Raw genomic sequence first — 12885 nt, 5'->3', positions numbered from 1 at the left:
GGGTCACCTGCCGTATCCGCAGGTCTGTTCGACTTCCCCAGTCGACCGGCGGTGGGCGGAGATGAGAAGCTGCTTCCGACGCAGCGGCGACCCCCGACCGCCGCCATTCGCGATCGACCCCTGTCACGGCACGAATCAGGGTGGCCGGGCGAATCATCGCCCGTGCGACGTCAATGCCGAACCTCACGAGGAGTTCCATGTCCGTCCCCGGGATGCGTCGGGCCGCCATCGGCCTGACCGCACTCGCCGCGGCCGCGCTGAGCACGGTCGCTGTCAACCCGAGCCAGGCCGAGGCCGGTCCCAAGCCGGTCGACGTCAAGCTGCTCGCGATCAACGATTTCCACGGCAACCTCGAACCGCCGACCGGCTCCAGCGGCAGCATCGCCGGGCAGGCCGCCGGTGGCGTCGAGTACCTCGCCACCCAGCTCGCCAAGCTGCGCGGGACCACCGAGGAGGAGCGGGAGCGCACCATCACGGTCGCCGCCGGTGACCTGATCGGCGCCTCGCCGCTGCTCTCCGCCGCGTTCCACGACGAGCCGGCTGTCGAGGCGCTCACCATGGCCGGGCTGGACTTCGCCAGCGTCGGCAACCACGAGTTCGACGAGGGTGCCAACGAGCTGCTGCGCATCCAGAACGGCGGCTGCCACCCGGTCGACGGCTGCGCGGACGGCACCCCGTACAAGGGCGCCGGTTTCAAGTACCTCTCCGCGAACGCGTTCAAGACCGCGACCGGCCAGCCGCTGCTGCCGCCATACGCGGTGAAGAAGGTCGACGGCGTCAAGGTCGGCTTCATCGGGATGACCCTGGAGGGCACCCCGCAGATCGTGTCCCAGGAGGGCGTCGCCGGCCTCACCTTCGCCGACGAGGCGGAGACCGCCAACAAGTACGCCCGCATCCTGCAAGCCCAGGGCGTGCAGAGCATCGTCGTGCTGCTGCACGAGGGCGGCCAGCAGGAGGCCACCGGCGGCATCAACGACTGCAAGGGCTTCACCGGCCCGATTGTCGACATCGCCAACCGGATGGACCCGTCCATCGACGTGGTGGTCAGCGGGCACACCCACCAGGCGTACAACTGCGAGATCAACGGCAAGCTGGTCACCAGCGCCAGCTCCTTCGGTCGCCTGGTCACCGATATCGACCTGAAGATCGACCGGAAGACCGGCGACGTGCTGACCGCCAAGGCCAACAACGTCGTGGTCACCCGGGGCGTCGACGACAGGGACCCGGCGCAGACCACCCTGATCACCCACTACAAGACGGCGCTCGGCCCGGTCGCCACCAAGGTCGTCGGCAAGACCGCCGAGCCGCTCGACCGCGTCCAGGAGACGCTCTTCGGTACGGCCAAGGGCGAGTCCCAGCTTGGCAACGTGATCGCCGACGCGCAGCTCGCCGCGACGGACGACGAGCAGGGTGCGCTCGGCGCGTTCATGAACCCCGGTGGTGTCCGCACCGACCTCGACGCCGGCCCGGTCACCTACGAGGAGGCGTTCACGGTCCAGCCGTTCGCCAACAACCTGGTGACGCTCGACCTCACCGGCACGCAGCTCTACTGCATGTTGGAGCAGCAGTTCGTGGTCGGCCGGACGCTCTACCCGTCCTCGTCGGTCCGCTACACGGTCGACGTGAACGGCGTGACCGGCACCACCGCCGACCCGTGCGCGGGCAGCCGGGTCGTCCGGGGCAGCCTCACCCTCGGCGGCGTGGCGGTCGCCGACGGCGCCACCTACCGGGTCACGGTGAACAACTTCCTGGCCGGCGGCGGCGACGGGTTCACCGTTCTCAAGGGCGGCACGAACCAGGTCACCGGCATGATCGACCTGGACGCCTTCGTGGCGTACCTGACTGCGGCCTCGCCGGTCTCCGCGCCGGCCCTGGACCGCATCCGCACCACCGCCGAGGTCCCCGCCGCCTGACGGCAGGACCCACCCACGAACGGGCCCCGGAGCACCCGCTCCGGGGCCCGTCCCCGTCCGTCGGTCCCGGCCCCGCCGGAGCCGGACGGATCAGGCGGCGACGGGCTCGGGAGCGGGGGCGCGGCCGTCCTGGATCGCCGTGAGCAGGGGGCGCAGGGAGAGGGCGATCAGCGAGGCGACCAGGCAGCCACCCACCACGACGGCGACCCAGACCTTGCCGTCGGCGGCACCGATCAGCGGCCCGGCGGTGACCGGGCCGATCACCCCGCTGATCCCGAAGATCATCGAACTCATCGCGTTGTACCGGCCGCGCAGCTCGTCGGTGGCGAGCGCGTTGGTCAGCGCTGGCATCACCGGCGACAGCATGGTCTCGCCGAACCCGAAGATCGCCGCGCAGGCCACCACGCCGAGCGCCGCCACCAGCGCGTTGCCGGTGCCGATCAGGCCGGCCGCGCCGAGGGTCAGCCAGGCGGCCGCGAAGACCGCGCCGACCACCGCGAGCCCCCCCGTGCGGCTGCGCCCCTCCATCCGGCGGATCACCAGCAGTTGGGAGAGCACGATCATCACGGTGTTGCCGGCCAGCGCCCAGGCGACCACCCGCGGGGTCACCTCGGCCACCCTGACCGCGTACGCGGTGAAACCCACCTCGATCTGGGCGTACCCGCAGGTGGTGAGGACCAGACCGAAGACGACCAGGCGGCGGAACGGGCGGTCCCGCAGCACGGTGAGGTAGCCCCCGCCGGCCGTCTTCGCGCCGGGCGCGCCAGCGGCGAGCCGGTGCCCGATGTGCGGCAGGCTCAGCAGGATGAGCGCCGGCGTCAGGTAGCTGAGCGCGTCGAGCAGGTAGATCAGCTGGAAGGTCGCCGGGCGGGCGATGTCGACGATGGCGCCCGACGTCAGCCCGCCCACGCCGATGCCGAGGTTGAGCAGGGCGAAGTTCAGGCCGTACACCCGCTGCCGCTCGTCGTCGGCGGTGAGCGAGGCCAGGATGGTGTTCTGCCCGGACCAGATCGCCGAGCCGCCGATCGCGATCACGGTGGCCACCCCGAACGCGGAGGCGGTCGAGTCGACCACCGCCAGCGACCCGGTGCCGATCGCCTCGATCAGCAGCGACGGCAGCACCACCCGGCGGGCGCCGAACCGGTCGATCAGCGTCCCGGCCAGCGGGGCGAGCGCCAGGGTGACCGCGCCGTACCAGCCGATGACCAGGCCGGCGCGCGGGTCGGAGAGGCCGCGCACGTCGGTCAGGTAGATGAACAGGAACGGCAGGGTGAGGCCGCGCCCGATCGCCGACAGCAGGGTGCCGAGCAGGATGCGTCGGGCTTCCGGACGGCGGGGGAGGGATCGGCGCAGCATGCCGCGATTCTGTCCGCCAGGTCCGACAGGCCGCGACCGGATTTGCCGCCGACCCCGCGTGCGGCGTGATCGAAAGCACGCCGAGGAGCTGTCGGTCGGTTCTGCCATGCTGGCCCGGTGAGCGTGACCTGGCGACACCTGCCCGCACCGGCCCGCGAGATCGCCGGCGCCGCCACCGACGCCGTCGAGGCGGCCAGGGCCCGCGATGGCGAGGCGTACGAGGTGGCGACCGCGCGGCTGGCCGGGGCCGAGCGTTCCGGTCTGGTGCTCGGCGCGGTGGTGCGGCTGATGCTGGAGGAGACCCACCCGGACGGGCTGGACGGCGACGACGTCCGGCGGGTGCTGGAGCGGTGCGTCCGGGCGGCTGCCCCCTGGCGGCCGGAGGTCGACCCGCACGTCGTGCTGGTCCTGCTGGCCTCAGCGCTCGGCGTGTACGACCCGGGCGAGGACGACGCCCCGCCCGAGCCGGCGGCGATCGCCCGGCACGCGCCGCTGCTCGTCGCCGACCTGCGCGCGGTGACGGGCCGGCCGGTCGAGGGCTACCTGGGCGCGGCGTTCACCGAGATCGAGCGCACCGAGCGGCACGACTGACGGTCGGGCCGAACGGTCCGAGGCATCGACCGATCGGCACTGCTCGAATTGACCGGCGTCGCGGTACGCTCCGCACGCCATCGTCGATCAGTCGGGGGACTTCATCGCCCCGGCCTGACGCTTATCTCCGGTCCGCAGCGGCCGCGCCCCGGTCTTCCCGATCGGGACGGGGCCGCTGCGCCTTCGCGAACCCCGCCCGCTGGTCGGCCCGGTGCGCGCCACCGACGAGTTGCCCCGCGTCCACCACCGAACGGCTGGAGGGGCGCCGGTCAGGGGCTGGCGGCGAGGAAGACGAACGCCGCGAACAGCGCGAGGTGCACCCCGCCCTGAAGCACGGTCGCCCGGCCGGGGACGACGGTGAGCACGCCGGTCACCGCGGTCAGCGCCAGCAGGGTCATCTGCGTGCCGCCGAGGCCGAGCAGCAGCGGCCCCTCCAGCCAGATCGTGGCGACGGCTATCGCCGGGATGGTGAGGCCGATGCTGGCCATCGCGGAGCCGAGGGCGAGGTTGAGGCTGATCTGCACCCGGTCGCGCCGGGCGGCCCGGGCCGCGGCGAGGGTCTCGGGAAGCAGCACGAGCAGCGCGATGACCACGCCCACGAAGGACGGCGGGAGGTTCGCGGCGGCGACGCCCGCCTCGATGGCGGGGGAGACGGTCTTCGCCAGGCCGACCACGGCGACCAGCGAGATGAGCAGCAGGCCGAGGCTGGCCAGCGCGGTACGCCTCGACGGCGGGTCGGCGTGCCCGTCGCCGTCGGCGTCCACGACGCTGCCGTCGCTGGTGACGGAGAGGAAATAGTCGCGGTGCCGGCCGGTCTGCACCATGACGAAGAGCCCGTAGAGGGCGAGCGACGCCACCGCGGCGAAGGTCAGCTGGGCGGGGGAGAACTGGGGCCCGGGCCTGGCGGTGAAGTTCGGCACCACCAGGCTCAGGGTGGCGAGGGTGGCCACGGTGGCCAGCGCCCCGCCGGTGCCCTCCGGGTTGAACATCGCCACCCGGCGGCGGAGCGCGCCGATCAGCAGGGACAACCCGAGTATGCCGTTACAGGTGATCATGACGGCGGCGAAGACGGTGTCCCGGGCCAACGACTGGGTCTTCTCCCCGCCGCTGATCATCAGGGTGACGATCAGCGCGACCTCGATGACGGTCACCGCGACGGCGAGCACCAGCGAGCCGTACGGTTCGCCGACCTTGTGCGCGACCACCTCGGCGTGGTGGACGGCCGCGAGCACCGCGCCGGCCAGGAAGGCGGCCACCACCGCGACCGTGATCCCGGAGAGGTCACGGCCCCAGCTGAGGGCCAGCAGCACGACCGCGAGCACCGGTACGAAGAAGGTCCAGTCGGTCAGCCGGGGTCGGATCAGCGCGGTCATGCCGTCAAGAATGCCAGGCGAGTCGATCAACAGCTGATTGATGGGATCCAAAAAACCGCCGTTGACATCTCGGAAGCCCCTGCCCAGGGCCTCCGTCACCGGCCTCTCCGGCAGGCGGGCCCCCCGCCGAGCGGTCGGGGCAGCGGGCGCCGGGCTGGCGATCCGCCCTCGCCGCCACCGCGCGCGGCGACACGGTCGAGCCCGTCTGCACCGTCCACAACCGGGGCACCGACCCGCTCCAGCCGCGGGAGACGATCAACGTCTACCCGTACGTCAACAACCTGGCCCGCTGCGTGACGGCCGCCGCGGTGGTGGCGAACCTGACCGTCACCGGGCCGGCCGCCTCCGGTGTCCGCGTCGCGCACCCGGCCGACGAGGCGCGGCCGACTACGTCGAACGTCAACTTCCTGGCCGGCGAGACCGCGTCGGACCGAAAACACCACCACCCCGGCACGGTAGGAGAGATCCGAGGCCGGGCGGCCCGCACCACCACCTGGATTGGCGCCGCCGCCCAATCGGCCTGCCCGACTGGTGAGAGTGCCTAATCAACTGTCGCGGGTTCCCGGCTGAGAAAGAGACGGTGGATGCCTGTCAGCTACTTTCCGTGGTCGCCCGGCGCGCGGAGGGAACCTCGTCTGCCCGCCCCACTCGCGAGGCAGCATGACCGGACGTTCGCCGCCTGTACGAGAGCAGCGTGCGGCCCGTGGGAACCGGCTACTCCGGCCGACAGCCAGAGCCTGGTCTGCAATTTTCCCGCGACCTGTTCCCACTACACACGAGCGAGATCACCGAAAGCTGCGGCCTGCAGCCTGGAATACCTGGGCAGGCTTGCTTGCTCATCCTCTTCTCGCCGCTGCGGGGGATGTGGGACCTGTCGGTGGGCCCTCGACCCGACCGCCGGTCAGCCGCGCTGGGGTGACAGGCGCAGCTCGCGACCCGGCCAGCGGGAACGCAGCCAGCGGTCGTGGCTGGCGACCGCGATCGCGCCGGGGCCCGTGGCCAGGGCCTCCTCCAGCTCATCGCAGAGCTGCGGTGAGAGGTGGTTGGTCGGCTCGTCCAGCAGCAGCAGCTGGGGCGGGTCGGCGACCAGCAGCGCCAGGGCGAGCCGGCGCCGCTGGCCGACCGAGAGTTGGCCGACCGGCCGGTCCAGGTCCGCATGGCCGAGCAGCCCGAGCGAGAGCAGCGGTACGGACTCGGCGCGCTCGGCACCGAGCGCCAGCTCGTAGGTCTCCCGCACGGTCCGGCCCGGCCGGTCGAAGACGGTGTCTTGGGCGAGCAGGCCGACCCGCAGGTTACGCCGCCGGCGCAGCTCACCGGTGGCCCCCAGTCGGCCGGCCAGCACCGCGAGCAGTGTCGACTTCCCCGCCCCGTTCGGCCCGGTGACCAGAAGCCGGTCGGTGGCCGAGACGTCCAGCCGGTCGAGCGCGAGCCGGCCGGGTACGCGAATGTCCCGCAAGGACACCAGGATCCCGTCTGTGGCGGCGCTGACCAGCGTGGTGACCCGGAACCGCAGCGGTTCCGGCGGCTGGTCGACCTGCTCACGTTCCAGCTCGTCGAGGCGGCGGGCGGCGTTGCGCACCCGCCGTGAGATCTCGTTCTGTACCCGCCCGGCGGTGTGTCCGTAGCCCATCTTCTCGTTGTCGCGCCGGGCGCGCCCCGGTGCCACCTCGTGCGCGGTCACCTCGACGAAGCGGCGCAGTTCGGCGAGTTCCTCCTGCTCCTCGGTGAAGCGCCGCTGCCAGCGTTCTCGCTCCGCCCGCTTGGCGGCCTGGTAGTCGGTGTAGTTGCCGCCGTAGCGGGCCGGGCCGTCGAGGGCCGGATCAAGGTCGATCAGATCCGTGCAGACCGCGTCGAGGAACGCCCGGTCGTGGCTCGCCACCACCACGACCCCGGGCAGGCCACGCAGCTGCTCATCGAGGAAGGCCGCAGCGTCGTCGTCGAGGTGGTTGGTGGGCTCGTCGAGCAGCAGCGCCGTGGGCCGCCGTACCAGGAGGGTGGCCAACGCGACCCGCGCGCGTTGCCCGCCGGACAGGGACGCGAGCGTACGCTCGCGTGCAAGCGCCCCGAGGCCGAGACCGGCCAGCATCATCTCGGCGCGCCGGTCGGCGTCCCAGGCGTCGCTGGCCTGCGCGCGGTCGAGCCGATCGCCGTACGCGGCGAGTAGGTCGGCGTACTCCGGCGCGTCCTGCGGGGTGTCGGCCAGCGCGCCGCTGAGCCGGTCCAGCTCGGCGAGATCCTCACGGGCCTCGCGCAGCGCGTCGTCGAGCACGGCGGCGATCGTGGAGGCCGGGTCGAAGGGCATCTCCTGGTGCAGGAAACCCAGTTCCGGTGGGCGGACGACGGTACCGGCGTCGGGCTCGTCTGCCCCGGCGAGCAGCCGCAGCAGGGTGGACTTGCCGGTGCCGTTCTCGCCGATCAGCCCGATCCGCTGGCCGGGTGCGGCGGTGAGGGAGATGCCGTCGAGCACCCGGCGGCTACCGAGCGTGCGGACCAGATCGTGGGCGAGCAGGGCAGATTTGGACATGCGAGACACACCATCATCGGAATCGTCTTCGACCCGAAGGCCAGTGCCGCCTACGGGGCGTGGGAAAGGGTCAGAGCTCACCGGCACCGGTGCGCTCCACACGGACGGCCCTGCAAACCGGGGCGGCCCGAGGCGAGTCAGTCGACGTCCGGAGGGCCGGTCTCCAGCAGGCGCCCCTCGGCGAGCCGCAGCCAGCGGTTGACCTTGATCTCCGCGAGGAACCGCTCGTCGTGGCTGACCACGAGTAACGCTCCCTCGTAGGCGTTGAGCGCGCTCTCCAACTGACTGACGCTGACCAGGTCGAGGTTGTTGGTCGGCTCGTCGAGCAGGAGAAGTTGCGGCGCCGGCTCGGCGCCCAGGACGCAGGCCAGGGTGGCGCGCAGCCGTTCGCCGCCGGAGAGCACCCCGACCGGCAGATGGGCCCGGGAGCCACGGAACAGGAAGCGGGCGAGCAGGTTCATCCGCTGTGCGTCCGGGGTCTGCGGCGCGAACGCAGCCAGGTTTTCCGCCACCGTACGGTCCAGATCCAACAGGTCCAGCCGCTGGGACAGGTACGCGATGCGGCCGTCGGCCCGCTTGATCTGGCCACCCTCAGACTCCAGGTCGCCGTTGATCAGGCGCAGCAGAGTGGACTTGCCGGCGCCGTTGGGGCCGAGCAGGGCGATCCGCTCCGGCCCCCGAATCGCCAGGTCGACGCCGTCGGCGGCGAACAGGGGCCGCTCGCCGTAACGGACCTGCATCCGTTCACCGGTGAGGAGTGTGCGTCCGGCCGGTACGTTGGTGCCGGGCAGCACCAGCGAGATCTTCTGCTCGTTGCGCAGCGCGCGCCCTGCCTCGTCGAGCCGGGCTTTGGCCTCGTTGACCCGCGAGGAGTGCATCTCGTTCGCCTTGCCCGCGGACTCCTGAGCGTCCCGCTTCATGGTACCGGCGAAGATCTTCGGCAGGCCGGCGTTCTTGAGGTTGCGGGAGGCGTTGCTCGCCCGCCGTGCCGCCCGCTCGCGGGCCTCCTGCAGCTCCCGCTTCTCCCGCTTGAGCTCCTGCTCGGCGTTGCGGACGTTCTTCTCCGCCACCTCCTGCGCGGCGCGTACAGCCACCTCGTACTCGGTGAAGTTCCCGCCGTAGAACCGCAGCTCGCTGCGGTCCAGTTCGGCGATGCGGTCCATCTGGTCAAGCAGTGCCCGGTCGTGGCTGACCAGTAGCAGGCAGCCGTTCCACTGCTCCAGAACCTCGTAGAGCTTGTGCCGAGCCTCGAGGTCGAGATTGTTGGTCGGCTCGTCCAGCAGTAGCACGTCCGGCCGCTTCAACAGCTGGGCCGCCAGGCCGAGGGAGACGACCTGGCCGCCGCTGAGGGTGTCCAGGCGCCGGTCGAAGGCGAGGTCGCCGAGGCCGAGCCGGTCCAACTGGGCGCGGGTCCGCTCCTCGATGTCCCAGTCATCGCCGATCGTGGTGAAGTGTTCCTCGCCGGTGTCTCCGGACTCGATGGCGTGCAGTGCGGCGATCAGCGGAGCGATCTCCAGAACCTCGGCCACGCTCAGGTCACCGGCCAGCGGCAGGCTCTGCGGGAGGTAGCCGAGCACCCCCTGGACCGAGACGGACCCGGCGGTGGGCCGGTACTCACCGGCAATCAGCTTGAGCAGCGTGCTCTTACCGGCGCCGTTCGGCGCGACCAGTCCGGTACGGCCTCCACCGATGGTGAAGGAGAGGTCCTGGAAGACCGGGGTGTCGTCCGGCCAGGAGAAGGTCAGGTTCGAGCAAACGATGAAAGCATCGGACATCGGAGAGACGACCTCGTATGTGAGGGCAGGCGGACCACAGCCGCCCGACAGGGGACATGGTTTCGAGGAACGACGAAAGGACCACGGCAGCGGCGCCTATTGACGCCGGCCAGTGGTCGATCACATGTCCGGTCTCACCCGGAGATGTCGTCGTCACCCACCATGTCTGGTTCCCCTTGTTCGTCTGATCACCCAGACTCAGATCGTTCGCGATCTACGGTAGCACCGGCGCGTTCTCCCCACCGGGCGAACCTGCGGTAGGGAGTTCTGCCAGGGATCGACCACCACGCCGCGTGTGCGGCCGGTGCGCGTGATCCCGTGACGCCAACGGGGCGCCGAGCCGACGGAGGAACCGGCATGGCCCGATCCATACCCATGGACCGCGAGTCTGCCCACCGAATCAGTGCGACTGCTCACCGCGACTACACCGTCACGGCGGAGGACCTGGCCATCGGGAAGGTCTCCTTCCGGGGGTCGTCCATGCTGCTCAGGCGGCGAACACCAGCGCCAGGGCGCCGACCACCGGCGCCGCGTACAGCAGGGGGAACGGGAGGTGCGAGTACGACCGCGCCCGGACCACGGTGACGACGGCCCCGGCGAAGTACAGCACCAGGCCGACCCCGGCCAGGACACCGACGACCGGCACGAACAGGCCGGCCACCAGGCCTGCGGCCCCGGCGGCCTTGGCCGTGCCGAGCCAGGGCCACCACGAGCGGGGTACGCCGTAGTCGGCCAGCGGCTCCACGACCCATGTGGCGCGGAGGAAGACGGAGGCGGCCGAGAAGCCGACCATGGCGGCGGCCAGCAGGGTGACGACGACGTGGGTGGTGGACATCAGGAGCGCTCCTCGCTGTGCGGCTCACCCGGGCCGGTTGTCCGGGTTCCTCACCGCACTGACACCCGGTCGCGCGCTGTTGTGACCGGCGGAGCGGAGTGGTGCGTACCCGGCCACAGATCCGCTGTTGCCGGTGCTGCTCCAAAGGGCGGTCATGGATCGCCTCTCTGCCGAACGTCCCTTGACGGAGCGGCCGGAAAGTCTAGACTTACCGTTCGTGGCCACTTACCAAGGGCGGATGCTCGAAGCCCTCGGCGACGCGACCCGGCGGACCATCTTCGAACTCCTCGCCGCCGGTCCACGTTCGGTTGCCCAGATCGCGGGCGACCTTCCGGTCAGCCGACCTGCCGTCTCACAGCACCTCAAAGTGCTCAAGGACGCCGGGCTCGTCTCATCGACGGCCATGGGCACGCGCCGCCTCTACGCCCTGGACCCGCGGGGTTTGGCAGCGATACGCGGCTACTTCGACCAGTTCTGGAACCAGGCAATGGTGGCCTTCGCGCAGGCCGCCGAGAACCCACCGGAGGAGAAGACGTGACAGCCCACACCACGGATCAGAACACAGCCGTAAACGCCAGCATGCACGTCGCCGCCACACCCGAGCACGCCTTCGAGGTCTTCACCAGCGGCATCGACCGGTGGTGGCCCCGCTCCGCTCACGTCCAACCCGGGCAGCTCGTGCAGATCGGCGTCGACCCGTACGCCGGCGGCGGCATGTGGGAGAAGAACGACGCCGGAGAGGTCTGCACCTGGGGCCGCGTCCTCACCTGGGACCCTCCCCGCACCTTCGCCTTCTGCTGGCTGATCGGGCCGGACTGGAAGCCACCAGCCCCGGACGCCGTGGGCAGCCGAGTCACCGTCACCTTCACCGCCGACGACACTGGCACCCGGGTCGACCTCGTGCACGACCAGCTCGACGCGCACGGGCCCGGCTGGGAAGGAGTCCGCGACAGCGTCGGCAGCGAGGGCGGCTGGCCAGGAATGCTCCGACAGTTCGCCGCCGTGCTCTAACCGCGCGTCGGCCGGGAAGGGGCGTCCGCACCACTGGACGGCGGCTCCCGCAACCACCCACGGACCCGGCAGCCGCCGACGATGCTCGGCCATCCCGGAGCCGGAGCGCTCCGCCGGAGGTGCAGTAACCGCAACCGCGCTCGGTGCGCCAGCTCGCCGACGCTGCCGGCGTGCGCTCCCCTGCGCCGTGCGGGTCCTGGCCGCGCGGCCAGGCCGGCTGCCGGCCCACCACTCTGCGGCGACGCCCGAGGCTCAGTCACTCGGTTAGTTGGTCACCCAGGATGCACCAGAGGGCACATCCAATGATTGGATGTGCCCTCTGACCTGGTCGGGGTGGCCGGATTCGAACCGACGACCTCTTCGTCCCGAACGCGGGTGTTGGGCACCTGCTGGTGTCATCCGCTGTTGGGGAGTGTCGGTGATCGTGGTGGACGCGCCAGGTTGAGGCGGTGCGAGCCGATCACTCCTTGCCGCTCCGTGAGATGGCTGGGCACGCCGTCCTTGGCGAAGGACAAACGGCCCTTTGTGGAGCCGAGGTCATTCCGGCAGCGCCGAAAACTGACTTCGGGCGGTGCGATGTTTCCTACGGCCGTTCGCCCTTCTGGCTACTGGCCCTCGGCCGTTCGGCAAGTCCATCCTGGAGTCGTCTGGCCCCGCCGGAGGCAGCTATTGCTGCAATACTGCTGCGATGTTGATGTGGATCGGGCGGGCCGCGTCTCTGCTTGTGGCGCTCGCGTTGGCAGTTGTCGGTGTGCTGTTTGTCTACGGATCTTGGAACGCTTGGGATGGCCTGCCGCCGGATGGGCCGCCTCTCAGCGATGCTTCTCGGACCTATGAGATTGTCATCGCCTTGTTCGGTCTGAGTCTCTTGGCCGGCGGCATCTGGATCGCTGTCCGAGTCGCCCGCGGAGTGCGTCAGCGCACAGCGTGACCTGAACCCCCGCTTCTGCAGCCACCTCAACCACCCACCCACCGGAGCCGTTCGGCAACTCCATCCTGGAGTCGTCTGGCCCCCGCCGGAGGCACAGCTCTAACCCCGCCCCCTCCCTCACCTCTCACCCCTCCACCACCTCTACCCCTTCCCTCCCTGGGGCTCCGGCGGCCCCGTACGGACCGTTCGGCAACTCCGTCGGCCGTGGTGACCTCCCGGTCTTCGTGGGTCTCTGGACCGTCGAGAACGGGTGAGGCGGTCCGTCTGGCCCTGGTCATCTCCCGGGACTCGTCACCGGGGTCACCTACTGGCCCAGGGGTGACGCGCGGGGCGGGGCGTGGGTTTCGGGCCGGCTGACTTTCCGCCCCGGCCCGCGCCGCGCGGAGCGCCTTGAACGGGCGAACCGCTCAAACGCGGCACGTTCCGGGCGCGGATCTGGAAGCCATCGCTCCAACGGGCAGGCTCACCTCTCGGGCTCCGGTTAGAGAGTCGGCCCGGGGCGCGGTTCCGGTGTTGCCACCGGCCCGTTTCCCCGGACCGCTCACCGAACCCGCCGTGCCGATCTCTCGGCAACGG

10 protein-coding genes are annotated in these 12885 nt (G+C 71.0%); 5 read left to right on the top strand and 5 right to left on the bottom strand.

Annotated features, from left to right (window positions below):
• Positions 1-197 precede the first annotated feature (197 nt).
• Positions 198-1913 carry a bifunctional metallophosphatase/5'-nucleotidase gene (locus ABZ807_RS23540; RefSeq protein ID WP_357161793.1) on the top strand — a complete coding sequence of 572 codons (1716 nt, stop codon included), beginning with the start codon at positions 198-200 and terminating at the stop codon, positions 1911-1913.
• A 90-nt stretch (positions 1914-2003) separates the two neighbouring features.
• Here ABZ807_RS23540 and ABZ807_RS23535 read toward each other — a convergent pair whose 3' ends face one another.
• On the bottom strand, positions 2004-3269 hold the full coding sequence (locus tag ABZ807_RS23535; RefSeq protein WP_357161790.1) for an MFS transporter: 1266 nt from the start codon (positions 3267-3269) through the stop codon (positions 2004-2006).
• A gap of 117 nt (positions 3270-3386) precedes the next feature.
• On the opposite strand from ABZ807_RS23535, the gene ABZ807_RS23530 reads away from it, so the two are divergent.
• Positions 3387-3860, top strand: coding sequence for a hypothetical protein (locus tag ABZ807_RS23530; protein ID WP_357161787.1), 474 nt, complete (start codon positions 3387-3389; stop codon positions 3858-3860).
• 269 nt (positions 3861-4129) lie between these two features.
• Here ABZ807_RS23530 and ABZ807_RS23525 read toward each other — a convergent pair whose 3' ends face one another.
• Positions 4130-5233: an ionic transporter y4hA gene (locus ABZ807_RS23525; RefSeq protein WP_357161784.1), complete on the bottom strand. Its 1104-nt coding sequence runs from the start codon at positions 5231-5233 to the stop codon at positions 4130-4132.
• A 293-nt stretch (positions 5234-5526) separates the two neighbouring features.
• Between ABZ807_RS23525 and ABZ807_RS23520 the strand changes: the two genes are divergently transcribed.
• Positions 5527-5778 carry a hypothetical protein gene (locus ABZ807_RS23520; protein WP_357161781.1) on the top strand — a complete coding sequence of 84 codons (252 nt, stop codon included), beginning with the start codon at positions 5527-5529 and terminating at the stop codon, positions 5776-5778.
• A gap of 356 nt (positions 5779-6134) precedes the next feature.
• On the opposite strand, the gene ABZ807_RS23515 is transcribed toward ABZ807_RS23520, so the two are convergent.
• The 3 genes from ABZ807_RS23515 to ABZ807_RS23505 all read right to left on the bottom strand — a co-directional run bounded on the left by ABZ807_RS23515 (position 6135) and on the right by ABZ807_RS23505 (position 10367).
• Positions 6135-7757, bottom strand: coding sequence for an ABC-F family ATP-binding cassette domain-containing protein (locus ABZ807_RS23515; protein ID WP_357161778.1), 1623 nt, complete (start codon positions 7755-7757; stop codon positions 6135-6137).
• A gap of 137 nt (positions 7758-7894) precedes the next feature.
• Entirely contained in the window at positions 7895-9532 is a 1638-nt protein-coding gene (abc-f, locus tag ABZ807_RS23510) for a ribosomal protection-like ABC-F family protein (protein ID WP_357161775.1), read from the bottom strand.
• 487 nt (positions 9533-10019) lie between these two features.
• Positions 10020-10367: a DoxX family protein gene (locus tag ABZ807_RS23505; protein WP_357161772.1), complete on the bottom strand. Its 348-nt coding sequence runs from the start codon at positions 10365-10367 to the stop codon at positions 10020-10022.
• A 238-nt stretch (positions 10368-10605) separates the two neighbouring features.
• Between ABZ807_RS23505 and ABZ807_RS23500 the strand changes: the two genes are divergently transcribed.
• Complete coding sequence (locus ABZ807_RS23500; protein ID WP_357161769.1) at positions 10606-10905, top strand: metalloregulator ArsR/SmtB family transcription factor; 300 nt, start codon at positions 10606-10608, stop codon at positions 10903-10905.
• Entirely contained in the window at positions 10902-11378 is a 477-nt protein-coding gene (locus ABZ807_RS23495) for an SRPBCC family protein (protein WP_357161766.1), read from the top strand. Before ABZ807_RS23500 ends, ABZ807_RS23495 begins: the two co-directional genes overlap by 4 nt.
• The last annotated feature ends 1507 nt before the right edge of the window (positions 11379-12885 follow it).

Origin of the sequence: Micromonospora sp. NPDC047548 (genome assembly GCF_040642975.1) — a bacterium.
In the GTDB taxonomy this organism is placed as follows: Bacteria; Actinomycetota; Actinomycetes; order Mycobacteriales; family Micromonosporaceae; genus Micromonospora.
The sequence above is the reverse complement of the archived record's forward strand: the minus strand, read 5'-3'. Positions and strand labels throughout refer to the sequence as shown.